The 26,038-nt window shown below is 56.7% G+C and carries 27 protein-coding genes and 2 pseudogenes; 10 read left to right on the top strand and 19 right to left on the bottom strand.

Annotated features, from left to right (window positions below; genetic code table 11):
- Positions 1–303: 303 nt before the first annotated feature.
- From ACTG20_RS08235 to ACTG20_RS08255, 5 genes are all read left to right on the top strand, one after another.
- The gene (locus tag ACTG20_RS08235) at positions 304–2,493 is read left to right on the top strand and encodes a reprolysin-like metallopeptidase (protein WP_194496017.1); all 2,190 of its coding nucleotides are present in this window, start codon (positions 304–306) and stop codon (positions 2,491–2,493) included.
- A 177-nt stretch (positions 2,494–2,670) separates the two neighbouring features.
- Positions 2,671–3,309, top strand: a complete 639-nt coding sequence (pdxH, locus tag ACTG20_RS08240; RefSeq protein WP_194496018.1) for a pyridoxamine 5'-phosphate oxidase — start codon at positions 2,671–2,673, stop codon at positions 3,307–3,309.
- A 36-nt stretch (positions 3,310–3,345) separates the two neighbouring features.
- Positions 3,346–3,960: a glutathione S-transferase family protein gene (locus tag ACTG20_RS08245; protein ID WP_194496019.1), complete on the top strand. Its 615-nt coding sequence runs from the start codon at positions 3,346–3,348 to the stop codon at positions 3,958–3,960.
- Positions 3,960–5,600 carry a GNAT family N-acetyltransferase gene (locus ACTG20_RS08250; RefSeq protein ID WP_194496020.1) on the top strand — a complete coding sequence of 547 codons (1,641 nt, stop codon included), beginning with the start codon at positions 3,960–3,962 and terminating at the stop codon, positions 5,598–5,600. Before ACTG20_RS08245 ends, ACTG20_RS08250 begins: the two co-directional genes overlap by 1 nt.
- 6 nt (positions 5,601–5,606) lie before the next feature.
- Positions 5,607–6,146, top strand: a complete 540-nt coding sequence (locus ACTG20_RS08255; RefSeq protein ID WP_194496021.1) for a GNAT family N-acetyltransferase — start codon at positions 5,607–5,609, stop codon at positions 6,144–6,146.
- 96 nt (positions 6,147–6,242) lie between these two features.
- On the opposite strand, the gene ACTG20_RS08260 is transcribed toward ACTG20_RS08255, so the two are convergent.
- From ACTG20_RS08260 to ACTG20_RS08310, 11 genes and pseudogenes are all read right to left on the bottom strand, one after another.
- A complete protein-coding gene (locus ACTG20_RS08260; protein WP_194496022.1) occupies positions 6,243–6,656 on the bottom strand; it encodes a hypothetical protein in 414 nt (137 codons plus the stop codon).
- Positions 6,657–6,839: 183 nt separating this feature from the next.
- Positions 6,840–7,970 carry a ribosomal protein uL16 3-hydroxylase gene (locus ACTG20_RS08265; protein WP_005353621.1) on the bottom strand — a complete coding sequence of 377 codons (1,131 nt, stop codon included), beginning with the start codon at positions 7,968–7,970 and terminating at the stop codon, positions 6,840–6,842.
- 139 nt (positions 7,971–8,109) lie between these two features.
- Complete coding sequence (gene purB / locus ACTG20_RS08270; RefSeq protein WP_005334624.1) at positions 8,110–9,480, bottom strand: adenylosuccinate lyase; 1,371 nt, start codon at positions 9,478–9,480, stop codon at positions 8,110–8,112.
- A 129-nt stretch (positions 9,481–9,609) separates the two neighbouring features.
- Positions 9,610–10,224 (bottom strand): high frequency lysogenization protein HflD, encoded by a 615-nt coding sequence (gene hflD, locus ACTG20_RS08275; protein WP_005334622.1) that lies wholly within the window; start codon positions 10,222–10,224, stop codon positions 9,610–9,612.
- A 23-nt stretch (positions 10,225–10,247) separates the two neighbouring features.
- Positions 10,248–11,354, bottom strand: coding sequence for a tRNA 2-thiouridine(34) synthase MnmA (mnmA, locus tag ACTG20_RS08280; RefSeq protein ID WP_005353619.1), 1,107 nt, complete (start codon positions 11,352–11,354; stop codon positions 10,248–10,250).
- 303 nt (positions 11,355–11,657) lie between these two features.
- Positions 11,658–12,149, bottom strand: coding sequence for an NUDIX hydrolase (locus ACTG20_RS08285; RefSeq protein WP_194496059.1), 492 nt, complete (start codon positions 12,147–12,149; stop codon positions 11,658–11,660).
- Positions 12,149–13,059 (bottom strand): annotated as a pseudogene (rluE, locus tag ACTG20_RS08290) (23S rRNA pseudouridine(2457) synthase RluE). The gene ACTG20_RS08285 and the pseudogene rluE overlap by 1 nt, the downstream one beginning before the upstream one ends.
- Positions 13,060–13,163: 104 nt before the next feature.
- Positions 13,164–13,931, bottom strand: a complete 768-nt coding sequence (locus ACTG20_RS08295; protein WP_194496024.1) for a PTS sugar transporter subunit IIA — start codon at positions 13,929–13,931, stop codon at positions 13,164–13,166.
- Positions 13,931–14,236 carry a PTS fructose transporter subunit IIB gene (locus ACTG20_RS08300; RefSeq protein WP_005334611.1) on the bottom strand — a complete coding sequence of 102 codons (306 nt, stop codon included), beginning with the start codon at positions 14,234–14,236 and terminating at the stop codon, positions 13,931–13,933. Before ACTG20_RS08300 ends, ACTG20_RS08295 begins: the two co-directional genes overlap by 1 nt.
- Before the next feature lie 218 nt (positions 14,237–14,454).
- Positions 14,455–15,861: a hexose-6-phosphate:phosphate antiporter gene (gene uhpT, locus ACTG20_RS08305; protein WP_439987550.1), complete on the bottom strand. Its 1,407-nt coding sequence runs from the start codon at positions 15,859–15,861 to the stop codon at positions 14,455–14,457.
- 601 nt (positions 15,862–16,462) lie between these two features.
- Positions 16,463–18,370: a PTS fructose transporter subunit IIABC gene (locus ACTG20_RS08310; RefSeq protein ID WP_201986597.1), complete on the bottom strand. Its 1,908-nt coding sequence runs from the start codon at positions 18,368–18,370 to the stop codon at positions 16,463–16,465.
- A gap of 757 nt (positions 18,371–19,127) precedes the next feature.
- Here ACTG20_RS08310 and ACTG20_RS08315 point away from each other — a divergent pair.
- The 5 genes from ACTG20_RS08315 to ACTG20_RS08335 are packed head-to-tail and all read left to right on the top strand — an operon-like array spanning position 19,128 to position 21,982.
- Complete coding sequence (locus ACTG20_RS08315) at positions 19,128–19,631, top strand: NifB/NifX family molybdenum-iron cluster-binding protein (RefSeq protein WP_440007983.1); 504 nt, start codon at positions 19,128–19,130, stop codon at positions 19,629–19,631.
- Positions 19,632–19,666: 35 nt separating this feature from the next.
- The gene (locus ACTG20_RS08320) at positions 19,667–20,653 is read left to right on the top strand and encodes an SLAC1 anion channel family protein (RefSeq protein WP_139463799.1); all 987 of its coding nucleotides are present in this window, start codon (positions 19,667–19,669) and stop codon (positions 20,651–20,653) included.
- Between the two features lie 4 nt (positions 20,654–20,657).
- The gene (locus ACTG20_RS08325; protein ID WP_005353600.1) at positions 20,658–20,999 is read left to right on the top strand and encodes a carboxymuconolactone decarboxylase family protein; all 342 of its coding nucleotides are present in this window, start codon (positions 20,658–20,660) and stop codon (positions 20,997–20,999) included.
- A 49-nt stretch (positions 21,000–21,048) separates the two neighbouring features.
- Complete coding sequence (locus tag ACTG20_RS08330; protein ID WP_439987552.1) at positions 21,049–21,486, top strand: PaaI family thioesterase; 438 nt, start codon at positions 21,049–21,051, stop codon at positions 21,484–21,486.
- Between the two features lie 4 nt (positions 21,487–21,490).
- Positions 21,491–21,982, top strand: a complete 492-nt coding sequence (locus tag ACTG20_RS08335; protein WP_005334596.1) for a Dps family protein — start codon at positions 21,491–21,493, stop codon at positions 21,980–21,982.
- Between the two features lie 40 nt (positions 21,983–22,022).
- Here the strand turns inward: ACTG20_RS08335 and ACTG20_RS08340 are convergent, their stop codons facing one another.
- The 8 genes and pseudogenes from ACTG20_RS08340 to ACTG20_RS08375 form a co-directional block, all read right to left on the bottom strand.
- The gene (locus ACTG20_RS08340; RefSeq protein ID WP_439987553.1) at positions 22,023–22,289 is read right to left on the bottom strand and encodes a hypothetical protein; all 267 of its coding nucleotides are present in this window, start codon (positions 22,287–22,289) and stop codon (positions 22,023–22,025) included.
- Positions 22,290–22,300: 11 nt separating this feature from the next.
- Positions 22,301–22,816: an AAA family ATPase gene (locus ACTG20_RS08345; protein ID WP_194496031.1), complete on the bottom strand. Its 516-nt coding sequence runs from the start codon at positions 22,814–22,816 to the stop codon at positions 22,301–22,303.
- A gap of 41 nt (positions 22,817–22,857) precedes the next feature.
- Positions 22,858–22,947 (bottom strand): annotated as a pseudogene (locus ACTG20_RS08350) (GNAT family N-acetyltransferase); the annotation flags it as partial.
- A 55-nt stretch (positions 22,948–23,002) separates the two neighbouring features.
- Positions 23,003–23,266, bottom strand: a complete 264-nt coding sequence (locus ACTG20_RS08355; RefSeq protein ID WP_021229928.1) for a hypothetical protein — start codon at positions 23,264–23,266, stop codon at positions 23,003–23,005.
- 124 nt (positions 23,267–23,390) lie between these two features.
- Positions 23,391–23,870, bottom strand: coding sequence for a hypothetical protein (locus ACTG20_RS08360; protein WP_076491456.1), 480 nt, complete (start codon positions 23,868–23,870; stop codon positions 23,391–23,393).
- The gene (locus ACTG20_RS08365; protein WP_320628418.1) at positions 23,867–24,580 is read right to left on the bottom strand and encodes a winged helix-turn-helix domain-containing protein; all 714 of its coding nucleotides are present in this window, start codon (positions 24,578–24,580) and stop codon (positions 23,867–23,869) included. Before ACTG20_RS08365 ends, ACTG20_RS08360 begins: the two co-directional genes overlap by 4 nt.
- A gap of 180 nt (positions 24,581–24,760) precedes the next feature.
- Positions 24,761–25,288 carry a hypothetical protein gene (locus ACTG20_RS08370; RefSeq protein ID WP_194496033.1) on the bottom strand — a complete coding sequence of 176 codons (528 nt, stop codon included), beginning with the start codon at positions 25,286–25,288 and terminating at the stop codon, positions 24,761–24,763.
- A 31-nt stretch (positions 25,289–25,319) separates the two neighbouring features.
- Positions 25,320–25,712, bottom strand: coding sequence for a hypothetical protein (locus tag ACTG20_RS08375; protein ID WP_194496034.1), 393 nt, complete (start codon positions 25,710–25,712; stop codon positions 25,320–25,322).
- Positions 25,713–26,038: the final 326 nt, after the last annotated feature.

A 26,038-nucleotide genomic window follows, 5' to 3' on the forward strand; every position in this document is an offset into this window, starting at 1 on the left:
GGCTGTTCAACAACGGCGTGTAAATCGGCATGATTGGAGTTATAACTCTAATATTCCAAACATAGTGATAGCCTCATGGGAATGATTCGATGACTCACATATGAGCCTCCATATAATTTTTTTGGAGTTTTAACTCTATTAAAAGAACTGCTTAAAATGCTAACAAAATGAGCTGTTTATAAACTTTAACTCACTAACCTTATGATTTTAAATGAAATAAAATTCATTTAATTTTTATTGAAAAAGTTGAATTGTGACTTGCGTCACGTTATTCTCGCCGGCTGTTCAGTCAGGTGATTAATAATGATGAAGTTCACAATAAATGCAATCTCAGTTGTCATCGCAATGTCAGCCAATATCGCGCTGGCATCCCCATGGCATATGGTCGAAGCACACAATAGGCAGGCGGCTGATACAGTCACAACTAGTGCCTATACCAGCTTTAAGGTCGATGAAGAGTTTATTCAAAATCTGCGTGCTGGCGATACGCTGATTACTTTGCCATTACCAAATGGTGGAATGGTGCAATTTGAAGTGCAGCCCTCGTCGGTGTTGCCACCTGCATTGGCCGCCAAGTATCCGGATATCATGACCTTTAAAGGCCATGAAGTGGGCAATGAAAATAATACCGGTAGTTTTGATATTTCCCCACGTGGTTTTAATGGCATGTTTATGCACCAAGGGGAGCAGGTGTTTATTGATGTTCAACGTAGTGGTCTTTATTCTGTTTATTACAAGAAAAATGTAAAGCCGCGAAAAAATGGGCATCATGAAGAGCTGATGCAGAATAATACAAGTGAGCATGAAAGTGAAAAAAAGCGCTCATTGTTAGATAGTGCAACTAAGCAAGCAGCACAAAAATATAACTTTCCTGGAATAAAAACATATCGGATTGCGATATCTACCACTGGAGAGTACACCACCTCATTTCATGGTAAAATAGGTGCTTTGTCATCTATTGTAACATTGCTGGTTCGAGTCAATGAGATATATGAGCGTGATCTCGGTATAAAATTTATCTTGGCTGATGGCAATGATAATATTATTTTTGACGATCCGGACACAGATCTATTTTTTAATGGAACTAATAAAGACCGCACATTTACCACGCCTACAATAGACCGTGATGATGCACATCGAAATGAGCTTGTTCAACTGTTGGCTCAAAGAGAAACCAATCCTGCGAAAAAGTTAGGTGAGTTTGATATTGGCCACGTGCTGATGACGACTAATTATTCTGGCTTGGCATGGGGGACGCTGTGCGCAGCTCCAAATCTGGATTATTTTGGGAATAAGTCCCCTGGTCGAAACTTGCGATCTAATGCAATGAGTGGAGCCGGTAATGGCAGCTCGGGAGCGGGAATCGCAGAGATCGATGCGATGTTTGTCGATACCTTTGCCCATGAAGTGGGTCATCAGCTCGGTGCAGAGCATATCTTTAATGTCGACCAAGGCGGACGTGTAGCTAATTCCGCTTGGGAGGTTGGTAGCGGTGCGACCATCATGGGTTATCCGGGCAGAGTTGGCATGGGGTCACAAAATCTGCAATCTAAAACGACTGGTTATTTTCATAGCAAGTCCATTGAGCAGATGCTTGCTGTGCTAGCCAGCCGTCCAGATAATTGTGGCGTTGTTGAGCCTATGTTCAAGCAAGATATTGATGTGAATATCTCACCAGCATCGCAATCAAAAGTTATTCCTGTTAGAACTGCATTTTCACTCACAGGGATTGGTTCTGGTGAAGATGGAATGACCTTTAGCTGGGAACAGGTTGATCTTGGTCGAGCGACAGAGAGTGCATCTGATATTTACTATGGGAAATTGAACGATGGACCCTTATATCGTTTTGTAGCGCCTACAACGTCTCCTGAACGTCACTTTCCTTCTTTGGCTACTCAGCTAAGGGGATATGAACGATTTATGTTGCAACAGCCTGAGCTAATAAAAGATGAAGAGAAGGGCGATCCATGGGTCAATGTACCGCGTACTCTGAATTTCCGTTTGGTGGCCCGTGATGGAAAAGGCGGTGGTGCCTATGATGAGACCTCGGTCGAAGTGGTCGATACAGGTTCACAAACCTTCAAGATATTGCCAGCCCCTGACCAGCGTATTCTGGTTGGCAGCCCGACCACAGTGAACTGGCAAGTAGCTGGAACTGACGGTGGCCGTATCAACTGCCAGCGGGTCGATATCAGTTATAGCAACGATGAAGGCAAGAGCTGGCAGCCGCTGGTCAATGGCGTGAGCAACAATGGCGCTCATGAGGTAACCATTCCGGCCAATGCTGGCAGCGCTGTTCGCCTCAAGCTGGCCTGTAGCGACAATATCTTCTATGCCATTACGCCAAAACTGGCGACCAAGAGCAGCGATACACCGGCTCCCCAGCCTGAAAGCAATGGCGGCGGCGGTGGCGGCGGTTCGACCGGTCTGTTCGCGCTGCTGGGCCTTGGTATCGCTGCGCTACTGCGTCGTCGTGAGATCATGAGCTACTAAACCAAGATAACCCAAGGGTGAGATTACCCATCTTTGGTAAATTGATAAACCAAGCGAAGAGGCGTGAGCCTCTTCGCTTTTTTTGTATGGTTTACAAGGTCGCTTTATCGAGCGCACAATGCCTGCGTCACTCTCTTGATGGTCGTGGAACCATTATTTATTTGAAGGAAAATCAAGATGATGGATGTTGCTGATCTGCGCCGTGAGTATACCCGTGGCGGGCTGCACCGGGCCGATCTGCCGGCCGAGCCGCTGGCGCTGTTCGAGAAGTGGTTGGCGCAGGCCTGTGAGGCCAAACTGACCGATCCCACCGCCATGGTGGTGGCGACGGTGGATGCCGAAGGTCAGCCCTGGCAGCGTACCGTGCTGCTCAAGCACTACGACACCCAGGGGATGGTCTTCTACACCAACATGGGCAGTCGCAAGGCGCATCAGCTGGAGGGGAATCCCCGCATCAGCCTGCTCTTCCCCTGGCACACCCTCGACCGTCAGGTGCATGTGACCGGTCGGGTGGAGAAGATGAGCACCTTCGAGGTGATGAAGTACTTCCACAGTCGTCCCAAGGATAGCCAGATCGCCGCTTGGGTCTCCAAACAGTCGACCCGCATCTCGGCGCGCGGTGTGCTGGAGGCCAAGTTTCTCGAGCTCAAACAGAAGTTTGCCAACGGCGAAGTGCCGCTGCCGAGCTTCTGGGGCGGCTTTCGGGTGGTAATCGAGACGGTCGAATTCTGGCAGGGGGGTGAACACCGTCTGCACGACCGTTTCTACTACACCCGTGACGGGGATGGCTGGCATATCGAGCGTCTGGCTCCCTGACCGGTTTCTCAAATCTGTTTTTCACAAGGAGTGTGCATGCGTCTGTACGGTGATCTGCGCTCCGGCAACTGCTACAAGGCGTGGTTGCTGGCGCGCTGGCTTGAACTGCCCCTCGAGTGGGTGGCGGTCGATATCGCGGCGGGGGAGACTCAAACCCCCGATTTTCTGGCGATGAACCCCAACGGCAAGATCCCGGTACTGGAGCTTGCTCTCGGCGATCTGCTGGCCGAATCCAATGCCATCCTCTTCTACCTGGCGCAGGGCTCGTCTTTGTGGCCGACCGATCCGCGCCAGCAGGCCGACGTGCTCAAATGGATGTTCTTCGAGCAGTACAGCCATGAGCCCTATATTGCGGTGGCCCGTTTTATCGTCCGCTATCTGGGGCGGCCCGAGTCGCAGGAGGCGCGGCTCGACGGGCTGAAGGCCGGTGGCGAGAAGGCGCTGGCGGTGATGGAGCAACAACTGAAAAAGAGCCCCTATCTGTGCGGCGAGGCGCCGACCATCGCTGATATCGCCCTCTACGCCTACACCCATGTGGCGGAGGAGGGGATCTTCTCCCTGCAGGGGTGGCCCGCCATTCGTGACTGGATTGCCCGCATCGAGGCGCATCCACATCACATGAGCCTGCCAGCGGCCTGTCAGGCGGGCTGATGGAACTGTTGATCGAGGGGAGCCTGTGGCAGCCCAATTGGAACGAGGTGGTCGGCCACTGGCAGCAGCAGGGCCATCGCTGGCAGCTGCTCTTGGGCAAGGAGGCTGCTGCCACCCTCGATCACCAGAGCGCCCTCTGGGCAGGTCTGACCCCTGATGGCGTGATCTGTCCCGGTGCCCTGCTGGCCGCCTGGCTTGATGGGGATTTGTTGCCGCAACACCACGCCGATCCTACCCAGCAGATCCTTCTAAGTGGTTCAGCTTCCTTGCTGACGTTGGCCCGGGAACAGGGACTGCTCACGCTGGGGGCGGTTGGCGCCGATCTGACGCTGGATGCACATGCGGATCTGGGCGCTCTGCTCAATCGTCTGCTTGCACGCCGCCTGCGGATACCCTCTTTACGGGAACAAGATTGCGATGCTCCACTGCAACTGCGGGCACTGCGCGCCGAGGATGAACAAGAGATCGTGCGCTATTGCAGCGACGAGGCGCTGGCCCGCTATACCCTCAATATTCCTCACCCCTATCCGCCGGAGGGGGCCCGCGACTGGCTGGCCCTTAGCTGGCGCAAGGCGGCGCTTGGCCTTGGCTGGAGCTGGGCCATCACCTTGCCAGAGGAGCAAGGGGCGGCGCTGGTTGGGGTGATCTCCTTGCACTGGAATGGCGAGCTCGCCTGGTGGGTGGGCGTGCCCTGGCAAAATCGCGGTCTGGCGACTCGGGCCGCTGGCTTGGTCAAGGAGTTTGCCTTTGACCAACTGCAACTGCCGGCGCTGACGGCTCGCCATATGCCGGACAATTTAGCCTCCGGCCGGGTGATGGCAAAAGTGGGGATGCACTATCGCGGGCGGCGCCATATCAGTGGTCGCCAGCCGTGTGAGGTGAGTTACTGGCGGCTGGATCGCGCTCCCTCCTTACCCAATCCTTTGCCCGAGGAGATTTCCCGCTGGCTGGCTGATGAGCGGATCGCCGTGGTGATCCTGTGGGATCCTGTAACGTTGGATCGGCAGAGTGCCAACGGCAAGCTGGCCATCTCGCTCTTTGTGGATGAGAGGGGCGCGGGGGAAGAGTCCTGCTCTATTCGCTGCCCGCCGCATCTTGAGAGGTTGCTGGTGCTGCACTGTTATTCCGTCGATCTGCTGGAGCAGGCCGAACCGGAGCAGTTGTCCCATCTTGGCGGCGTCTTGCTGAAAGACAGGGATGAACAGGGGCTGGCGTGGTTGCTGCAACTGGCCGCGCTGCAGCGGCAGGGGCCCGATCTGCTCAGCCGCGAGGAGCGCGCATCACGGCTCCACTGGTTCAACCAATTGATGGCGCAGGCGCTGGGCGGCAACGGTGACTCGTCGCAGATACGCTATCAGCAGTTACGGCTGCTGGTGGAGCTGCCGGAGCTGGTCGATGAGCTGGATGGCTGTTGGCATCAAACGCCCGAACTGACCTTTGAGCGGTTGGTGCGGGAGGCTCCCGCCCTTTGGTTGGCCTACAGCGAGGCGATGAACAGGGTCACCCCGGCTACGCTAACCGCCTTGCAGCAGCAGTTTGCAGCTCGTTTTCCTGAGTGCACCCTCCCATTTTTGGACAAAGGTACTCAGAATGACCAGCCGTTGTGTGGAATAATGCCCGCTCTGCTGTACGAGGAGTAATACCTGATGTTGAGAACCGAGCGCCCCGGTGACATGCTGCCGGTCTATGAGCTGCTGAGTGCCGCCTTCGGTCGTGCCGATGAGGCCGAACTGGTCAACCGCCTGCGCGAATGTGGTGCTGCCGTAGTGACCATGGTCGAAGAGGAAGAGTACGAGTTCATGGGGCACCTGATGCTAAGCCCGATCACCATTAACGGCATGGAAGGGCCCTGGCTCGGTCTGGCGCCGGTCGCGGTTCATCCCGACTGGCAAGGTCAGGGTATTGGCTCTGATCTCATCCGTGAAGGGCTTGATACGGCGCTCGAAATGGACTGGAAAGGGGTGGTTGTACTTGGGGATCCGGCCTATTACAGCCGTTTCGGTTTCCGCCCGGCCAGCGAGTTTGGCCTCCACTGCATCTATGAGGTGCCTGCCGACTGCTTTATGGCTATGGAGCTACAGGAGCGCGGTTTTGCGGGTGTGCAGGGTGAGGTGCTCTATCACCCCCTGTTTGATGAACTCCCCGACGAGCTGCCGGACGCGCAGGCAGAAGTGTCCCATTTATAGCGAGACGTCGCAGCGACAAGCCATAACGAAAAAGCCCTCATCGAGGGCTTTTTCATCTTGTATTGGTCCCTGTCGGGCTTATTCGAGCAAATTGGCTCAGGCAATGATATCGAGCTGGGTACCCTTGCGATTATCTTCACCCACCATGTCCCCCATCTGCTGGGCGAGCGGGCTCTGCTGGAATTGCATGTAGTCGCTGAGATTCTGCTGGCGCTGGTAGCGATTGGTCGCCTGATAGAGTTCAGCCGTGCTCGGGCCCGACTTGCTGTCGCTCTCCTGACCGCTGGCCTCCAGGTAGCGCTCCACCACGGCTTTATCTTGCTGGTTAGCCGTATAAGAGACCGCCAGGGTTCTGCGAGCCGTTGCTTTCTCTTCGCTCTGTGCCTGCAATTCATCCTTCTTGGTCAGTGCTTCGTTACGGGCCTGACTGACCTGCTCGGGTGTGACAGCCGGAGAGGAGGGGTATTTGCCGTAATCGGGCAGCGGCATGGGCCTGGAGGTGATTTGCATGGTGGCGCTTCTCTTGTGAACAGGGACGGACGCATGATACCCATCCATGTTAGCTCAATAAATCACCACATGTCGGTTCATCAAGAGTGGGTTCAGCTTCACGCATCGATTGTTAATTGAACCGCATCTGAGTGACAAAAAAGGCGCCATAAGGCGCCTTTTTATCCTTCGCTAACTGCTGGATCAGTTGAAGAACCAGTAACCGCGGTTGACCAGACGGGTCAGCAGTTGCAGGAAGCCAGCCTGATCGGCCAACTCCACCATGTCGGCCTGAGTGATGATGTCCTTGTCACACAACAGCGAAATGGCTGCCGCGTCTTCGCTCTGCAGCGTCCAGGCTTCGCCGTCGATGAAGCATTGCTGGCTCTCGCCGCTGAACCAGACGGTGCGCAGACCTGGCACCTTGATGGCGGGCTCGCCCTGGGTCAGCAGGTCGGCCACTTCCTCGGCACTGTAGTCCGGCTCGACCGGATTGACGTCCAGATCGTGCTTGGCCTCGGAGATCATGGTGCCGAACCACTCCTTGAACAGGGTCTCGTCATCGAGCGCCTGTTGCATCAGCTCGCGCAGACGGTGCAGCTCGTGGGGCTGGATCTCGCCGTGACGGGCGCGGGGCTTGAGATCGGCATCGCCGTAACGCTCGGTACGCACCTCGTTGTCGATCAGATGATCGGCAAAGGAGGAGATAAGCGCCTTGGCATCCGGTGCGCGGAAACCCACCGAGAAGTTCATGGAGGGCTCGATGGCGTAGCCTTCGTGGGGGAATCCGGGCGGAATGTAGAGAATGTCGCCCGGCTCCATGATGACGTCGATGATCGCCTCGAACGGCTCGCAGTGCAGCAGGGCGGCGTGGGCGGCAAACTCGTTGAGCGGCTTGGCATCGCCAACCCGCCAGTGGCGTTTGCCCAGCCCCTGGGTGATGAACACATCGTAGTTGTCGATGTGGGGGCCGACACCCGCATGGGGGGTGGAGAAGCTCACCATCACATCGTCAAAGCGCCAGCCCGGGATGAACTGGAACGGCACCGCCAGCTCGTTCACCTCGGGAGCCCAGTGGTTGCAAGCCTGTACCAGAATGGTCCAGTTCTCTTCGCCCAGATGGTCGTAGGATTCGAAGGGGCCGTGGGCAGCATCCCACTTGCCGTCGAAACGGGTGACGAGGCGGGACTCGACCACCTCTTCCATGGCCAGACCGGCCAGCTCGTCCGGGCTGATGGGATCCTGAAAGTCCTTGAAGCCACCCTTGATAAGGAGCGGGCGCTTCTGCCAGTAGTGCTCGAGGAAGTGAGCGATATCCAGATTGAGTTCGTACATGCTGTTTCTCGTGTCTCGCAAAGAGGTTTTGCCCAAAGCAGGCTTGGGAAAAGCCACTCGGGATCCTGCCGTGGCAGGGAAAATAACAGGGGCCCTGTGGCGTATCGTGCACAGGGCCCCTTCGTCACTGCCGGTTGGCTTACTTCAGCAGATCAACCAGACGCTGGGCGTCGCCGATATAGTTGGCCGGTGTCAGCTTCTTCAGCTCAACCTTGACCGCTTCCGGCAACTCCAGGGTGTCGATAAAGGTACGCATCCCTTCGGCATCGACGCGGCGACCACGGGTCAGCTCCTTGAGCTTCTCGTAGGGCTTCTCGATACCGTAGCGGCGCATCACGGTCTGGATCGGCTCGGCCAGCACTTCCCAGTTGGCATCCAGATCGGCAGCCATGGCGGCGTCGTTGGCTTCCAGCTTGGAGATACCCTTGAGGGTCGCCTGATAGGCAATCAGGGAGTAACCCACCGCCACACCCAGGTTGCGCAGCACGGTAGAGTCGGTCAGATCACGCTGCCAGCGGGAGATAGGCAGCTTGCTCGCCAGATGCTGGAACACGGCGTTGGCCAGACCCAGATTGCCTTCGGAGTTCTCGAAGTCGATGGGGTTGACCTTGTGCGGCATGGTGGAGGAGCCGATCTCGCCCGCGATGGTGCGCTGCTTGAAGTGACCCAGGGAGATGTAACCCCACACATCGCGGTCGAAGTCGATCAGGATGGTGTTGAAGCGGGCCATGGCGTCGAACAGCTCGGCGATATAGTCGTGCGGCTCGATCTGGGTAGTGTAGGGGTTCCAGGTCAGACCCAGGGAGGTAACAAACTCCTCGGAGAACTGGTGCCAGTCCACATCCGGGTAGGCGCTGAGGTGGGCGTTGTAGTTGCCGACTGCGCCGTTGATCTTGCCGAGGATCTCCACCGCCATGATCTGCTTGAACTGGCGCTCCAGACGGTAGGCGACGTTGGCCATCTCCTTGCCCATGGTGCTCGGGGTGGCCGGCTGGCCGTGGGTTCGGGAGAGCAGCGGCATGTCACGGTACTCGTGAGCCAGACGCTTGAGCTCGCTGATCAGCTTTTCGCAATAAGGCTTGATGACCTCTTCGCGAGCGGTTTTCAGCATCAGACCGTGGGAGTTGTTGTTGATGTCTTCCGAGGTACAGGCGAAGTGGATGAACTCGCTGACAGCCGCCAGCTCCGGGTTCACTTCGACTTTCTCTTTGAGGAAGTACTCCACCGCTTTCACATCATGGTTGGTGGTGCGCTCGATCTGTTTGATACGGGCGGCGTCACTCTCGTTGAAGTTGCTGACGATGCCGTCGAGCAGGGCGTTGGCGGCCGCGCTCAGGGCAGGGACTTCCGGGATCCCGGCGTGGCTGGCCAGTTTTTGCAACCAGCGCACCTCGACTTCGACGCGAAAACGCAGCAGGCCGAATTCGGAGAAGATAGGGCGCAGGGCATCGGCCTTGTCGCCATAACGACCGTCAATCGGGGAAACAGCAGTCAGCGCGGACAGCTCCATGGGGTGAACTCCTGATGATTTGTGTGGGGGATCCATATCCACTCGCGCGTGGGGCTGAGTCGTCATCAAGGCGGATGTGCGGCTGTTCACCCTGATGTTGACCTCGCTTGCCCGCGCGCGAGCCGATGATTAGTAACGTTTGGCCAGCTCCACCATCTTCTTGCGAGCAAAGATGATCTGGGTGCGGCTGCCACCGAGCTGACGCCACAGCACGCAGGCACGAATGCCTGCCAGCAGCAGGGCGCGCACCTTGTGCTGCACCAGCGGTTGCTGCAGGAACAGCGGGGTACCCGCCACCTGGATGCGTGGCCCGATGGGGCTGATAAGATCGCTGTAGATGCTCGCCATGTTGGCCAAAATCTGCTCGTCGAGCAGATCGAAGTGCTGTTGCTGGCGGCCAATCTGGCTGATCCGCTCACCCAGCATATTGAGAATGTCCTTGCGCTTGGCCAGCTTGCGCTCCAGTGCAATCAGGCTCACCACGTAGCGGGTCAGCTCGGCATTCTTCTGGCTGCCGTCGGCACCCAGCTGTTCGACCAGCGCACGGTAGCCGTCGCGAATGGCCAGATGGGTGTTGTTGAACACCTCGAGCGGCTGGCTCGGGTTGGTCACCAGAATGCTGGAGAGGCTCTCGCGCAGGGCGGCCTCGTCACAGCTGCCGTCTCGGGCCACCTTCTGCACCAGATACGCGGCCTGGCAGATGCCGGCAAAGGCCATTGTTCTGTCTTGGAATTTATCGCTCACGTCTGCTGCCTTCTGTTAAGGATTCAAACCGGATGGCTGAAACGTTGTTCGATGATGCCGCCGCCCAGACACACTTCCCCGTCGTAGAAGACGGCGGACTGGCCCGGGGTCACCGCAGCCTGTTTCTCGTCGAAGATGACCCGGATGGTCTCGTCGTCGATAGGCTGGATCAGGCAGGGGATATCCTGCTGACGGTAGCGGGTCTTGACGGTGCAGCGACGCGGCTCGCGGATCGGAGTGCGATCCACCCAGTGCAACTGGCTGGCAATCAGGCCATCGGAGTAGAGACGGGGATGCTCGCCCTGCGCCACCACCAGCACGTTGCGCTCGACCTCTTTGTCGACCACATACCAGGCCTCTTCGGTGGCATCTTTGCGACCACCGATGCCGAGCCCCTTGCGCTGGCCCAGGGTGTGATACATCAGACCCTGATGCTCGCCGATCACCTTGCCATCCACGGTCTCGATTTTACCGGGCTGGGCGGGCAGGAACTTGGCCAGGAAGTCCTTGAACTTGCGCTCGCCGATAAAGCAGATGCCGGTGGAGTCTTTCTTCTTGGCGGTAATGAGATCCAGCTGCTCGGCGATGCGGCGCACCTCGGGCTTCTCCAGATCGCCAACCGGGAACAGGCTCTGACCCACTTGCTTTTCGCTCAGGGTATAGAGGAAGTAGCTCTGATCCTTGTTGGTATCGAGACCGCGCAGCAGGCGCGGGCGGCCGGTGCTGTCGTCACGGCGCACATAGTGGCCGGTGGCGATGTAGGTGGCACCCAGCTCTTCGGCGGCAAATTCGAGGAACGCCTTGAACTTGATCTCCTTGTTGCACAGGATATCCGGGTTCGGCGTGCGGCCAGCCTTGTACTCTTCGAGGAAGTGCTCGAACACATTGTCCCAGTACTCAGCCGCGAAGTTGATAGTGTGGAGTTTCATCCCCAGCTTGTCGCAGACGGCCTTGGCATCAGCCAAATCCTGGGCGGCAGAGCAGTACTCGTCCGTGTCGTCTTCTTCCCAGTTCTTCATGAACAAGCCTTCGACCTGATAGCCCTGCTGCTGGAGCAGGTAGGCCGAGACGGAAGAATCCACGCCGCCGGACATGCCGACGATCACCTTGATTTGGCTGTTGTCTGTCATTAGTCGAAGTTACCAGTTCGTTTAAACGGGGCGTATTCTACCAGAGTTTTGCGCCCCCGGTCACATATCCATGCCGCAGTTCCCATCAGGAGCCTGATAGCAGGAAATCGTTTTTCTGTTTGTCAGCACCATGATGAAAAAATGGTGCCAAACGATATCGGATAGCCTGTTCACGATCTGTCACGAGAGGCCGTCAGCAAGGTAAAGAGCAGCGCAGGAACCGGAGCGTATATATATACGTGAGGATTCCGAGCAGCACATGAGCCTTGATCACGGCCTCGCAGTAAGAGCGTGGGCAGGTTCTCAAATAAAGGCCTTGAGTGCCGACAGTGGCAGCCGTGTCCCCGCCAGATAATCCTGAATGCACTGCCATACCAAGGGGCTGCGCAGGGCCGGTTTGCATTCCGCTATTTCTTCCAGAGTGAGCCAGTGGCAAGCCAGCACATCACCGTCAGGATCCTCTGGATGGTGCTGACCCGGCGCTTTTTCAAGGTCGAAGATGATGGCGGTACGCACATAGGTGGCCTCGCTGTCGGCCGGTTTGAACAGATAGGTGCCAAGCCAGGCGGTCGGCGTGGCGGTCAGACCCGTCTCCTCTTTGAGCTCGCGGCAAGCCGCTTCAAGCAGGTTTTCCCCCGGCTCCACATGGCCGGCGGGTTGGTTGAAACGGCGCTTGCCCTTGATCTCCTCTTCCACCACCAGAAAGCGCCCCTGCCACTGTACTAGGGCGGCGACTGTCAGGCGCGCCTCCATGCGGGCGTGGCTGGTGGCCGATTGCTCTGCCTGATTGCTCATCATGACTCCTTGTCGTTGCTATTGGGATTGCCCGCTCGGGCCGGTCGGCGTGCCGTTCCTCGCCCGCTGCTGCGGGGTTTGCCGCCGGTCGGGTTTGAAGTTGAATGCTCGGTTGGGTGAGTGCTGCGGGGGCGTTCGTCCCGTCTCGGCTGGCTGGCCCGCCGTGGCGCATCCCCTGCCGGTTTGGCCGGTTTGACGGTATGAGCGCCTGAACGAGATGAGGAGGGACGCGGGCGGCTGCTGGAACTCGGCGCCAGCTCGGGGGCGGGCAGGCAGCGGCTCTCGCCGGGGGCCAGACCATCCAGGGTCCAGTCACCGATGGCGTAGCGAATAAGGCGCAAGGTGGGGTGGCCGATATGGGCGGTCATCCGCCGCACCTGCCGGTTGCGCCCCTCGATGATCTTGATCTCCAGCCAGCTGGTGGGGATCTCCTTGCGCTCGCGGATCGGCGGATTGCGCGGCCACACCGCAGGTTCATCCATGATGCGCGCCCCGCGGCGGGCAGGGTCATGCCGTCATTGAGCTCCACGCCGGCGCGCAGGGCGGCCAGTTGCTCCTCGCTCGGGATCCCTTCCACCTGCACCCAATAGGTCTTGGGGGTCTTTTCTCCCGGCTGGGTGAGGCGCGCCTGCAGCTTGCCATCGTTGGTGAGCAGCAACAGTCCCTCGCTGTCGCGATCGAGCCGCCCTGCGGCATAGATGCCGGGCTCTTTGATGTAATCCTTGAGGGTCTCGCGGCCCGCCTCGTCGGTGAACTGGCAGAGCACCATGTAGGGCTTGTTCAGCAGGAGCAATTTGCGATCCTCGGGGGCCAGCTCCGGTTTGCGAGGGGCTGCTGGTTTGGCCGCCGTGCGCGGGGCGTTATCGCGCGGCGAACGGTTGACGGAGAGACGGGAGCGGGGAGATTTCATCGGATACACACTTCAGACAGACGATGGCAGCGAGTGTACCACAGGGTGCTGAGGGCAGGATGAATGGCTGGCGTTACAGCAAGCAGCGCCCAGAGCCAATTCGCCTAGCTTAGCAGGCTCTCGATCACGATAGCCTGACGGGCGGGGGGCGAGCCTGCCAACAGCAGGGCGTGGCTGACCACATCGTCGATCATCGCCTGCGCCAGTCGGGTAAGGGGGCGCAGGGTCTCCCGCCCGCTGCCAACCGGCACCGCCAGCAGAATAATGGTCTGCACCGGCCCTATTTGAGAGCCCCACTCGATGGGCTCCTTGCAGCTAAGCAGGGTCAGCGCTGGCTGGCTGATCCCTTCGCTCAATACATGAGGCATGGCAAGGCCGGGGCGGATGATGGTGGCCGAGACCTGCTCGCGCCGCTCTACCGCAGCGGTCAGTGTGGCGCGGTCGGTGATCAGCTCGGCGGGCAGCAGATCGATCAGATGCTCGAGGGCCTCGGCCTTGGTCAGCGGTTCGGGGCTGTGGGCCAGCTGGCGCAGGGCAAAATGGTACTCGGGCAGGGCGTTGGCCAGTCGCAACTCCGCCAGTGCGGCGGTGTGCGGGCGCACCAGTGGTTGACCCAGCTCCCCGCACCAGCAGGTGAAGGCCATGTGGGCCAGCTCGGCATCGCACCCTTCAATCTGCAACTGGCAGAGATCGCCGGGCTGGGTAGCGAGGGTCAACAGGGAGAGCTGGTTGCTGGCGGCAACGGTCTGGCGCCGGGTGAGGTTGGCGCAGCGGATGGTGGATTTGAACATCCCCGCCAGCCGGTTCAACTGCTTGGCCTGGGTGATGCTCAACCCCTGCTGGCAGTAGAAGGTGATTTCGCGGGTCAGCATCAGGCCGGGATCGGCAGGGCCTTGAGTACGGCGTTGGCATCCAGCAGCACGGTTTCCAGTCTCACCTGATGGATGGTGCAGCCGAGGAAGCGCTCTTTCTGCTCAATCTCGATATCGGAGGCAATCAGCACCAGGTCGGCGCTGGCAATATCGCGGGCGGTCAGCATGTTCTCCATGCCCATGGCGCCCTGAGTCTCGACCTTGATCTTGAGTCCCAGCCCAGTGGCGGCTTTTTGCAGGGCATCGGCAGCCATATAGGTATGGGCAATACCGGTCGGGCAAGCGGTGACGGCGACGATCTTCATCTGCTCTCTGTGATGCTGACAAGGGGGAGCAACAAGATAGCGCCAGTGGGGGGCTTTTACCAAAAGTCCATATGAAAAGTGGGATCTTGATGGGGATATGCCCGTCCCTTGAACGGTAGTGCAGGCTCATGCCGGGCCAGTCGGGTGTCTGGTTGCTCTAAACAACAAGGGCCACCCTGTGGGTGGCCCTGAACAATCTGCGTCTGTTGTGATGGCTATCAGGCGGTCTGGGCGGCCAGTTCGGCGGCTTTCAGTTCGCGCTTGATGCGGCGGATCTTGCGCTCTTCGGCGACCGCGACACAACCCATCAGCACCAGACAGGCGGCTGCTGCGATATCCAGCGCCGCGAAGGTGCCACTCCAGCCGGTCAGGCCGAAGATGGGGGTGCCATCGGCGATCATGCCCAGACCCAGTTTGGCGAAGCTGTCACCAATCAGGTAAGCGAAGGTGCCCTTGACGCCATCGGCCACGCTGATGCCCTGCTTGGGGACGAAGCCCACGGCGGCGACGCCGATCAGCAGTTGCGGACCAAACACCAGGAAGCCCAGCAGGAACAGGGAGCCCAGGAACATGAACTGGGTGGTGGCATGCTGGTAGAGCCCCAGGGTGGCGATGATCAGCGCCAACGCCACGCAGGCCACCAGACCACGACGGCCATTGGCCAGGTCGGAGAGGTAACCCCACATCAGGGTACCGACCAGAGCACCCACCTCGAAGAAGGTGAAGCCCTGAATGGCCACGTCTTTGGAGAAGCCCAGCACCTGGTGAGCGTAAACGGTGGACCACTGGTCAATACCGATGCGCACCACGTAGAGGAAGATGTTGGCAAAGCAGAGCAGCCAGATCACCTTGTTGAGCAGCACGTACTTCACGAAGATCTGACCCTTGGTCAGCTTCTGCTCCTCGGTGGCGACATCTTCTTCACTCGCCACTTCGTCAAACAGCTCTTCCACCTTGCCCAGACCATAGGCTTCCGGTGAATCGCTACCAAAACGCAGGCCGATAAAGCCGACGATCAGCGCGATGATGGAGGGGAAGATAAACATGCCGAGCACGTTGCCATCAAACAGGTAGTTGGCACCGAACAGTGCCACACCGGCCGCACCGGCACCGCCCACATTGTGGGAGAGGTTCCACATGCCCAGATAGGTACCGCGCTTGTTGCGGGGCGTCCACTTGGTGATGGTGGAGTAGCTGCACGAGCCACCACAGCTCTGGAAGAAACCGCTGGCCGCGTAGAAGAAGATCATCAGGTAGAGGCTAAACCCGGTACCGCCCATGCTGGCACTGAAGCCCAGCATGCACAGGGCGGAGAGGATCAGCATCAGCGGCAGGAACTGCTTGGTGTTCTTGCCATCGGCGTAGTAGGAGACGATGGTCTTACCCACCCCGTAGGTGATGGAGAAGCCAAGGCCGATCATGCCGAGCTCGGTCATGGAGAGACCGTACTCCTGGATCATGTCATTTTGCGCAATGTTGAAGTTCTTGCGGATCAGATACATGGTCAGGTAGCCAATAAATACAACCAGATAGGATTGCATAAACGGCTTGAACCAGAGCTTGCGCCGGGCTTCGACCGGCAGGTCGAGGGTGGGGACCCGGACCTGTTGGAGCAATTTCAGCATCTTCGTTCATCCTCTGCGAGATAGACGGTATTTCCGCCGCGCCCCTCATTTGTAGATAGGTTGTTCGAGGTCACGCCACGGAAGGGGGAACGGAACGTCGGGGCCGTCAGCCGTTGCTGCGCTCGACGCACCATCCATATAAACCCGGGCCCGGCACGGGATGATGGGGCGTTTTGCCCATCGTGGTGCGGGTCACGACATCAGGTGAGGTGACTCTAATCAGGGGTGAAATAAATGGCTTGAGAGTCATCCCTAGTAGGGCTAGGAAATTTTCCTAGTTTTTGCGCTTTCGTGGACAAAGCGTGAGAAACATCACACCACTGACGCCTGATTGCAGCCATTTCAGCCAGTTTTCCGCGGCGTATGAGCTTTTGTTTGCTAGGTGAGAGAGCGGTGGGCGGCCAGGAGGGGGCGATGGCGAGGTGAGGAGAAAGAGAAGGACAAAGGCAAGGCGGGCGGTTAGGAGATAGGTGCTCATCGATCACCATTTCGTGGAGGTGGTGTCGGGGAAAACGGCCCGCCAGCCATTCCAAAAAACAAGAAGCCACCCCGTGGGGTGGCCTCTTTTTATGCTCTATGAGCCGCGATGGTGAGGGGGAACTCAGGCCGCCTTGGCCAGGGTTACCTCGTCACTCTTTTTGACCCGCAGCTTTTTCAGGGCAACCGCGACCACGCCGGTGACGATGGCGCCGCAGATCATGCAGAGCAGAGCCAGCAGCGGCTTGTTGACCGCACCCAGCAGGGCCACGATGGGGCCACCGTGGGCGACGCTGTTGGTGATGCCAAACAGGAAGGCCATCACGGCGGCGGTCATGCTGCCCAGAATGTTGGCTGGAATGACGGCCAGCGGATCACGGGCGGCAAACGGAATCGCCCCTTCGGAGATCCCCACCAGACCCATGGCACCGGCGGCTTTGCCCGCTTCGATTTCAGAGGCATCGAAGATACCCAGCTTGCGACCGAGCACGGTAGCCAGCGACATGCCAAGGGGCGCGGCCGGGATGGCGCAAGCCATGGCACCCATAAACTGGGTCTGACCGGAGGCGATCATGCCGACGGAGAAGAGGAACGCCACCTTGTTGACCGGGCCACCCATATCAAAGCCGGCCATACCCCCCAGCACGATACCCAGCAGCACCAGACTGCCACCACTCATAGAGAGCAGCATGGCGTTGAGGCCGGTCATCATGTCGGCAATGGGGGCGCCGATGATGAAGATGAATACCGCCGCGATAAACAGGGAACCAACGATCGGGGCGATCAGGATCGGCACCAGCGGCTGCACCATCTTGTGGTACTGACGGGTCGCAATCCAGCGCACCAGATAGCCGACCAGGAGGCCCGCGATGATGGCACCGATAAAGCCGGTACCGGCGTCAGCGCCGTAGAAGCTGCCGTTGTTGGCGATCCAGCCGCCGATAAAGCCCGGTGCCAGTGCCGGACGATCACCGATGGCGTAGGCGATATAGCCCGCCAGAATGGGGATCATCAGGGTGAAGGCGGCCACGCCCACGTTGAGGATCTGGTTCCACATGCTCCCTTCCGGGATCTGCATACCGCTCGGGGTCGGGTTGCCGCCGATGGCCAGTGACAGGGCGATCAGCAGACCGCCGGTCACCACGAACGGGATCATGTGCGATACGCCGTTCATCAGGTAGCGATAGAGATCCGAGCTGCCGCCCGCGCTCTTCTCTTCACCTTTTTTATCTTCTTTGCCAGCCACGTAGGCGGGGGCTTTCAGGGCCTGCTCGATCAGACCCTTGCCATCCTTGATGGGGGCCTTGACGCCGGTTTTGATCAGCGGCTTGCCAGCGAAGCGGGCCATATCCACCTGCTTGTCACAGGCGACCACGATGGCGCTGGCGCGAGCGATCTCGTCCGCGGTCGGGCTGTTCTTGACGCCGATGGAACCGTTGGTCTCCACCTTCACCTCATAACCCAGCTCCTTGGCGGCGCGCTCCAGCGACTCGGCCGCCAGATAGGTGTGGGCGATACCGGCCGGGCAGCCGGTGACACCGATGATAAAGCCTTTGCTGGTGGTCGGGGCCGCGCTCTGCTCCTCTTTCTTGGCCAGCAGCAGCGCCAGCGCATCGGCCGGAGTTTTCGCCGCCAGCAGCTTGGCGATAAAGCCCTCTTCGATCAGCTTGCCGGAGAGCTCGGCCAGCACCTCGATATGGTGGTTGGCGCCGCCATCGGGGGAGGCGATCATGAAGAAAATGTGGGACGGCTTGCCATCTTCGGCGCCGTACTCGATGCCGTTGCGGCTGATGCCGATGGCGACCGCCGGGTTGCAGACCGCCGCACTCTTGGCGTGGGGCAGGGCTACGCCCTCTTCAAAGCCGGTGTTGCCCAGCTCTTCGCGGGCCCACAGATCCTTGATAAAGGCCTGCTCGTCGCTGACCTTGCCTTGCGACGCCAGCAGACGGGCCATCTCGGTGAAGACCTCTTCCTTACGCGTCGCTTTCAAATCGAGGTTGATCAGATGTTCATTGATCAAGGTGGTGATCATAGCGCTCTCCCCGCTTCCGGTGACGGAAGCTATGCGTGAGTACGTATCGACGTACTAGATAAAAATGACCTGATCATTATCGCGGCTCGCCCGCACCCTCCCTATCGGACAAATGTGCTAATCACTGGATTTTTGTGCGCAGCAAAACGCGATGTGATGAAGATCCCGTTTCAGGCAGGACTCGCCATTTTCAGCCGACCATCCATTTTTTCTTTAAAAACAGATAAATGAATTGATGTCATGCTCACCGTCAGGTTTGTAATGCGCCATATCAATAAATTAATCATCAGCAGGGTCTGGATTTATATGTGGTTAAACGGCGCCATCAGATGTGACCCTTCTCACAAAAAGTCGCCATTTCGCCGGGAGGATTAGGATTTTTATGCGCCATTTCTCCCCCTGCCTTTTGCCCTCGCTGATAGCGGATTGGCGCGCACTGGAATGATGCCAGGGCGAGCTTTAATGAGTCCCCAAACCTCTTCGTTGGAAAAAATAGTTTGTTGCATATGCCATAAACTGAGCGTATACATGGCATATGCCAATTAAGGCGGCATCATGATCAGACGCTTATCGAGCCGAATGATGCGTGACTAAACCAGTAAAAGTTGATGCGTACGGCTCTTCATCTGGTTGCTGCAAGAGGCTGGGAACATGGCCATGCCAACCGGCAAGCCTGCGGGAAGCTCCTGAACAAGGGGACGAATGCAGAGTGGCAAGGGGCAGGGCCGGAATATCAACAGTGATAGCAGGAGGTCAAATGACCATCATCACAGCCATTCCGATGAATGACGACCATATCGCAGGACATTTTGCCAAGGCAGAGCGCTTTGTATTCGTAGATGAACAGGGACGCACCCTGGCAGAAATCGCCAATCCGGTGGCAGGCAACGAGTGCAAAAGTGCGTTGGCGGAGCTGCTCCAGGCGCAGGGAGCCCGTCGTATCGTGCTGAAAAATATCGGTAGCAAGATGCTTGGCAAGCTGCTGGGCAGCGGGCTTGCCGTCTATCAGGCCAGTCAGGGGCGTCTCGCTATGGCCGACATGCTGAGCAATGAGTCGGGCAATCTGACCGAGCTGACATCCGCTGAACAAGGCAGTGCATCGCGCTGCGCCGAGGGGGCTGGCCATCACGGCAAGGGAAGCCGTCAATGCGCTCCCCGTGGCCGCCTTGGCAAAGGGGGGGGCTGCAAGTCAGCCTCCGGACAACAGCAGGGCTGTCAGGGTAACCGTCAGCGCAACCACAAAAAATGTTGTGAAGAGTAAGCACAACCGCTAGGTCGAACTGGAGGGGAACGTTGATGGAAAACCTGAATCAAGAGGGTAAGCAAATCCCCTCCATAACCAAGATTGCACATATGCCTGTCACACTGTTTTCAATCATCATGGGGCTGACGGGGGCGGCGATTGCCTGTCGCAAGGCATTTCCGGATCTGCTGCTGTTGCAGTCGGCAGGGTTCCTGTTCGGGGTCTTGTCCTCCCTGTTACTGGCGACGTTTCTGGTGATGTATGGCTGGAAAATCCTCAGACACAATGACGAGTTCCTGCATGAGCTGAAACACCCGGTCAGGATCAATTTCTTCCCGACCATCTCAATCAGCTTGCTGCTGCAATCCGCCTACTGGGCCAGCTGGCATGATGCAGCGCTGGCCCTCTGGTCGGTGGGCGCCAGCTTGCAACTGCTCTTCACCCTCTACATCATGAGCAACTGGATCCATCGCGACCATTTCACAATCACCCACACCAATCCGGCATGGTTTATACCGATTGTCGGCAATATTGTGGTGCCCCTGGGGGGCGTGCCGCTTGGCTTTCACGAGATCAGCCTGTTCTTCTTCAGCATTGGCCTTATTTTCTGGTTCTCTCTGCTGACCATAGTGCTCTATCGGCTGTTCTTTCATGAGAGCCTGCCCGAGAAGCTGATGCCCACCATGTTTATTCTGCTGGCACCGCCTTCCATCGGATTTATCTCGTATAGCGAAATAGCCAGCTCCAGCGACCTGTTTGCCCATGTCATTTATTATTTTGCGCTGTTTGTATTTATCTTGCTGATGTACAACACCCTCACTTTTTTGAAACTGAAATTTTTTCTCTCTTCGTGGGCGTACTCATTTCCACTGGCGGCATTTTCCGCAGCCTCGGCCATGTTTGCCGACGCAACCGGGAATATCATTCCATATTATCTGGCCAAAATAGTGGTGTGTGCCCTGATTGTATTGATCATCTGGTTAATCAGCATGACAGTGCAGTCATTCTATAAAGGTGAGATTTTCACACCGGAGAAATAACGTGATGAAAAATTATCGAGAGATCAATAAAGAACAACACCAGCTTGGCTCTGCTTATCGCAAGAGCAGCCCGGATACCATGAATGCATTTATTGCGCTGCACAAAGCCGTTATGAAAGAGGACGAGGCGCTGGCGTTGAAATATCGGGAAATGATCGCCCTCGGTATTGGTATCGCTTCCCGCTGCGATGGCTGCATTGCCGCCCATGTTGCCGGGGCCGTGAAGGCCGGTGCTTCGCGAGCGGAACTCATTGCCACCGTGGATGTCGCGGTATTGATGGGAGGCGGCCCCTCCATCATCTATGGCACCCAGGCACATGCCGCCATCGAAGAGTTGCTCTCCTAGCACTCTGTTCTCAACATGCGAGTGGCCAAATAGCGAGTGAATAGATCAAGTGGATGAATATCAATCAGAGAGTTATCAACAGACCATGATGTCCCACGCCCGTTGCATGGTGTGTGGCACTCATAACCCGGATTCACTGGGAATTCGCTTTTATCAGGGGGAGGAAGGGGCGACGGAAGGGCTGTTTATTGCCAACCAGCGTCATCAGGGTTACAGCGATATTTTGCATGGCGGCATGACCAGCACTCTGCTCGATGCGGTGATGACACATGCGTTGCTGCAACGGGGAATAAGAGGATTAACAGCGGAGCTGACTGTTCGTTTTATTGCTCCCATCGATATCGGTAGCAAAGTAGCGCTGTCGGCCAGAATAGTCGACCAGCGTCACGGTATCTATCATCTGAATGCCGTAGCGTCGGTCGGCGGGATGATTGTTGCAAAAGCATCGGCCAAATTTATCAAGCCGAAAGCCAATAACAGGAGTTAGCGTGATGAAAAAAGAGAGTGTGGTTTTACCAGAAATGGATATCGGTATTTCAGCCGCCGATCGCAAGAAAATTGCAGATGGATTGTCGGCACTGCTTGCCGATAGTTACACCCTTTATTTGATGACCCACAATTTTCACTGGAACGTAACTGGCCCGCAGTTCAACAGCCTGCACAATATGTTTATGGATCAATACACCGAGCAGTGGAATGCGCTGGATGTTATTGCCGAGCGGATCCGCGCATTGGGCTTCCCCGCACCCGGCACATACAAGGAGTTTGTCCGTCTCTCCTCCATTGAGGAGGTCGAAGGGGTGCCCTGTGCCAGTGAAATGCTCAAACATCTGGTGTTGGCGCAAGAAGCCACGGCGAGAACCGCCAGAAAACTGTTCGATCTGGTCGATGCCGTCAATGACCAGCCCACCGCCGATGTGCTGACCCAGCGCATCGATATTCATGAAAAAACCGCCTGGATGCTAAGAAGCATGCTCTCCTGATGGCACGGGGCTGCCATATCTTTGGCAGCCCGATCTTCCCTTACCTGTTTGGTCCAACCGGGCCCTTTGGCTGCTGTCGTTTGGTTCGATAGCGATGCACGAGCCAGTCAATTCCCGCCATTGCCGCCGCGACGCCAATCATGATCAGAGTGAGGCGGCCGCCCTCCTGCCATGAGAGCAAATCCAGATGAAAGTCCTGCCGAATAAATTCCGGGATCAGGCCGATAGGCAAGGTAATAGCCAGATAGGATATAAATTTTCTGAAAAACATATGGTCATGTTTTGGCGTCTGTTTGTATTGGTCCATCCAGTTTCCTGTTAGCTGTTAACGGTCAGTTGAGTGAGATAGCTATTTACCGCTTCACGAGTCGTGAAATGGTGCTTGTCGTTTGGGAATAGATCAAACAGCTCTTGATGGAAGTGGCGGGAGCTTTTACCGGCTCGCTGCCCATATTCCGATGCCCACACCAGCAGTTGTTGAAAGCTCTCTTCGGCTGCTACGGCATCCCGTTGCCTGGCACTTTGTGATCCGCGCGATAGCAGTGAATCACGGCATACCGACCAGTCAAGATCCAGAAAAAGCACGGTATCGGCGGCATCAAGCAGTTGCTCGGCCAGGGCACCAAATACCCCTTCGACCACCCATGATTGCTCTTGAGCAAGTGTCTGAATGGCATGGTCAATCTCATGCTGGGGCCGTTTTTGGTTAAAGCCGCCCGGCTGCCAGACAATGGTGTCCAGATTGACCTCGCGGATAGTTAACCCCTCAGCCAATCGAGCTGCCAACCAGCTCTTGCCCGATCCCGAGTTGCCAATAATCAGAATACGTTTCATCTATGAGTGCTCTTTTCTGGAACAGATATCTGGAGGCTGGAAAGTAGAGGTGCAATGCGCTGCTCTGCGGGATCGGACTCCAGCAGCAGCGCCAGCGGCAGTTGACCGGGGGCCCTCTCGACAAACTTCATATTTATTTCTCTTTTATCCCGCACTGACGGTCCGTGGTGCACCGCCATCTGAGCCTCAATACTCCAGAAATTTCTCCCCGCAGCGCTCGCAGATAAGATGTTTTACATGGGTGGCCTGATAGGCGAGGGTCTGGCCGAATACCGCATTGGTCAGGCTGCTGGAGCGAAAAGCTTGCCAGAAGGCTTTGCGCGGATCCTTGGGCATGATGTCCTGGCTGTGATCGCGGGCGACCAACACCACGATATGGCGGGTTCGCTCCCGGCATTTGTCACAGCGATGGATTTCACTCGGTGGGTTCTGGTCGTGCGGGTTGCTCATAAAGGGGCTCGTGAAGAGAAGGGGCTCCCATCATATGCCTCTCCACTTGACTCTCAATTCCCTCGCTGCAAAGAGGTGATCAGGCTCACCTTCTATCTTGGGGGGCTGGGTCTGGAGTGGGAATTTACTGTGCTTTCACCGGTACCGAAGGCCAGAACCTGTGGTAGAAATCCAGTGAACCCTCAAAATGGCCCTGCAGTATTTCCGGGTGAGGCGACTGTTGAAAAATGGCGATATGGTCGGGGGTCAGCTTCTTCCAGCCATAGTTAAGGGGCATGGTGAAGCTGCCATGCATCTTGTTAAGGTCACTCAAAGGTGATTTGGTCTGGGGGGCTTCAACCTGAGAACGTTCAGTGACGAAGAAAATGAGCTGGCTACCCAGCACAGCCTGATATGCCGTGACCATCCAGGTCGCTTTGGAGCCGTGTTCACGTTCGATGACGGTAAATTTGCCAGCTCGGCAAACGGCATAATAATCAGCCTCTTTGGATGACAAACGCATTTCATAGTCACAACCCAGACTATTTAGCAGTATCAGCGAGACCAGCAGCATCCCCAGCGAACTCGACACATAGAGCAGTCGAGTCAATAAACTACGTTTCATCGCTGTTTCTCCTGAAATTTTGCCTGCTCCTCACCCACCATCAACCAGATCTCCCCCTGTTTTGGGGTCGGCAGTTGGCTGGCTGGCTTCTGGGTATGGCAAAGGATCCCTTCTCCGGCCGGTTCGCATTTGACGGTGACCCAGGTAGTACTCAAGTAAATGCCTGTCAGCAGTAGCAGGAGCACAAATCCCCCCATCATGATCAGCATCAGATTTTGCTGCCAGCTGGACAGCGGGAGCGGCTTTGGCTCTTTGCTTGTCGTTGCAGATACCGGATGGGTTGGGTCATCCGCGGTTGACATGACAGGCGTGGCAGCAGCCTCTTGTTCACGGGGAGCCTGCGGTTGGGCCAGCTCGGCCTCCTGCACAGAGACAGCGCCGGGGGCAAGCATGAACAGATAGCCTTGCCGCGGCAAGGTTCTGATCACCGCCTCTTGTTCCGGGGTATCGAGATAGCGGCGCAGGTTGGCGATGGCGACTGGCAGTGAACTGGCGCTGACCGGTCGACCCAGCCAGCCGGTTTGCAGCAGCGTTTCTTTGCTGAGCAAGGTGCCAGCATGCGTGAGAAAATAATGCAGGAGACGCGCTTCAGCGGCAGAGACACGCATGACCGATCGCTCGCCATCCTGGCGTCGGGTCAACGTAAGTTGTTTGGTGTCCAGCACGAATCGGCCGAAAGAGTGCAAATGGGAATCCTGATCCGGAAGCATGGCGTGGTGAGCGTCTCGAGAGTCATGGTGCTGAAGGTCAACTTGATAGTGAACTCTGACGGGGGAGGCTCTTTTTTGTCAAGGGACATATGTGCCTGACAGGCTTCTGTTGTTGCTGATCGTGAGTAAAGGCAGGAGCCGTCACAACAGACTCCCGCCCTGAGCAGGGGAATAGGGTGGTTAGCGTTTGAGGTTCATGCCGAGGAAAGAGCCATCTTTGCTAAAGGTACACTCGAAGAAAATCTCGTCACTCTGCCCCGGCACCACGTATTTGCCATGGCTTTTTTCGGCGGGCAGGGTGCTGACATCATCCTTGTATCTTCCCAGGTCTTCGGCAGCAAAATTCAGGCAGTAGCTGGGCATCTGGTTGACGGCAAGTCGCTGTTTGTGGTTATGACTCGGGGTTGAAGAGTGAGATCGTTGTACGACAGCGCCACACTCATCACGTTGCTCGTCACTGATGTCATTGACCTTGCCATGTTTGACGGCCAGGCGGATGCACTGCCGGTCTTGTTGGTTCCACCAATATTCGACGGCGTTGCTGGGTGCTGAACCTTTTACAAAACCGCGGTCGCTCAGTTCCTGTTTGACCCAACCAATATCCTGATAATTAAGATCGGCAGTGTCGGCTGCCATTATCGGTAATGCACAACCAGAGACACTCAACAAAATCGCGACAGCCATATATTTTGAATATGTCATTTTCATGGGGATGTTCCTGTTAATAATGATAATTTAATTAGGCGTGGCAATTTTCATTGCGTGTATCAGAGGCATTTTTTACGTCTCCATGAACAGTTTTCAACTGCAAACATTGATGAGAGTTGTCGTTATACCAGATGGCAAAAGAGGCATGGTTGCCATGATCATTTTGCCAGCCATCGACCATATGAAATCCATGTTGCTGCAATTGGTCACTGGCCTGGCTCTCACGCAAACCGGTCAGGTCTTGCTGATCGAATTGTGCTGAGTTGTTCTCTTTTCCTGAATTTTTATGATGCCCGGCATAATAGCCAATCGCACCGGCTGCACCCAATGCTGTTGCACCAATCAAGGCATCACGGGTACTGATATTCGAGCAGCCTGTGGTCAGCAAGGTCATGGTAACAAGGATGGCTAAACTTTTTTTCATATCTCACCTGTTTGGCATTTGTGATGTGGAACGTTGCTTTCTGACCTGAAGCCTAACTGGCCAGTCCAGTGAGATGCCAACCAAAAATAATTATTAAAAACTATTAAAACAAATTAAATCATGGTGTTAGCGAATGGTCTGACGGCCGAGCGCCCATTTCCAAGCACGTTTGCTGATGTGGTGAGCAAGCCACCTCTCTCTCTCAAGCTGCGAGGCTCCCATCCCGTGCGAAAAGGGAGGCGGCGGCAAGTGAGCCATCAGCCAGAACACGCTCCGCCATCCTCGTTTTTTATATTTTCGCGTTAATATTTTTTAATAATCTTTAT

The organism is Aeromonas sp. 84A (assembly GCF_051919345.1).
Lineage (GTDB): Bacteria > Pseudomonadota > Gammaproteobacteria > Enterobacterales > Aeromonadaceae > Aeromonas > Aeromonas veronii.

Coding starts and splice junctions, on each gene's coding strand:
- ACTG20_RS08235 (WP_194496017.1), top strand. CDS start 304: ATGATGAAGTTCACAATAAATGCAATCTCAGTTGTCATCGCAATGTCA.
- pdxH (WP_194496018.1), top strand. CDS start 2,671: ATGATGGATGTTGCTGATCTGCGCCGTGAGTATACCCGTGGCGGGCTG.
- ACTG20_RS08245 (WP_194496019.1), top strand. CDS start 3,346: ATGCGTCTGTACGGTGATCTGCGCTCCGGCAACTGCTACAAGGCGTGG.
- ACTG20_RS08250 (WP_194496020.1), top strand. CDS start 3,960: ATGGAACTGTTGATCGAGGGGAGCCTGTGGCAGCCCAATTGGAACGAG.
- ACTG20_RS08255 (WP_194496021.1), top strand. CDS start 5,607: ATGTTGAGAACCGAGCGCCCCGGTGACATGCTGCCGGTCTATGAGCTG.
- ACTG20_RS08260 (WP_194496022.1), bottom strand. CDS start 6,656: ATGCAAATCACCTCCAGGCCCATGCCGCTGCCCGATTACGGCAAATAC.
- ACTG20_RS08265 (WP_005353621.1), bottom strand. CDS start 7,970: ATGTACGAACTCAATCTGGATATCGCTCACTTCCTCGAGCACTACTGG.
- purB (WP_005334624.1), bottom strand. CDS start 9,480: ATGGAGCTGTCCGCGCTGACTGCTGTTTCCCCGATTGACGGTCGTTAT.
- mnmA (WP_005353619.1), bottom strand. CDS start 11,354: ATGACAGACAACAGCCAAATCAAGGTGATCGTCGGCATGTCCGGCGGC.
- ACTG20_RS08285 (WP_194496059.1), bottom strand. CDS start 12,149: ATGAGCAATCAGGCAGAGCAATCGGCCACCAGCCACGCCCGCATGGAG.
- ACTG20_RS08295 (WP_194496024.1), bottom strand. CDS start 13,931: ATGCTGACCCGCGAAATCACCTTCTACTGCCAGCAGGGGTTGAGCATC.
- ACTG20_RS08300 (WP_005334611.1), bottom strand. CDS start 14,236: ATGAAGATCGTCGCCGTCACCGCTTGCCCGACCGGTATTGCCCATACC.
- uhpT (WP_439987550.1), bottom strand. CDS start 15,861: ATGCTGAAATTGCTCCAACAGGTCCGGGTCCCCACCCTCGACCTGCCG.
- ACTG20_RS08310 (WP_201986597.1), bottom strand. CDS start 18,370: ATGATCACCACCTTGATCAATGAACATCTGATCAACCTCGATTTGAAA.
- ACTG20_RS08315 (WP_440007983.1), top strand. CDS start 19,128: ATGACCATCATCACAGCCATTCCGATGAATGACGACCATATCGCAGGA.
- ACTG20_RS08320 (WP_139463799.1), top strand. CDS start 19,667: ATGGAAAACCTGAATCAAGAGGGTAAGCAAATCCCCTCCATAACCAAG.
- ACTG20_RS08325 (WP_005353600.1), top strand. CDS start 20,658: ATGAAAAATTATCGAGAGATCAATAAAGAACAACACCAGCTTGGCTCT.
- ACTG20_RS08335 (WP_005334596.1), top strand. CDS start 21,491: ATGAAAAAAGAGAGTGTGGTTTTACCAGAAATGGATATCGGTATTTCA.
- ACTG20_RS08340 (WP_439987553.1), bottom strand. CDS start 22,289: ATGGACCAATACAAACAGACGCCAAAACATGACCATATGTTTTTCAGA.
- ACTG20_RS08345 (WP_194496031.1), bottom strand. CDS start 22,816: ATGAAACGTATTCTGATTATTGGCAACTCGGGATCGGGCAAGAGCTGG.
- ACTG20_RS08355 (WP_021229928.1), bottom strand. CDS start 23,266: ATGAGCAACCCGCACGACCAGAACCCACCGAGTGAAATCCATCGCTGT.
- ACTG20_RS08360 (WP_076491456.1), bottom strand. CDS start 23,870: ATGAAACGTAGTTTATTGACTCGACTGCTCTATGTGTCGAGTTCGCTG.
- ACTG20_RS08365 (WP_320628418.1), bottom strand. CDS start 24,580: ATGCTTCCGGATCAGGATTCCCATTTGCACTCTTTCGGCCGATTCGTG.
- ACTG20_RS08370 (WP_194496033.1), bottom strand. CDS start 25,288: ATGAAAATGACATATTCAAAATATATGGCTGTCGCGATTTTGTTGAGT.
- ACTG20_RS08375 (WP_194496034.1), bottom strand. CDS start 25,712: ATGAAAAAAAGTTTAGCCATCCTTGTTACCATGACCTTGCTGACCACA.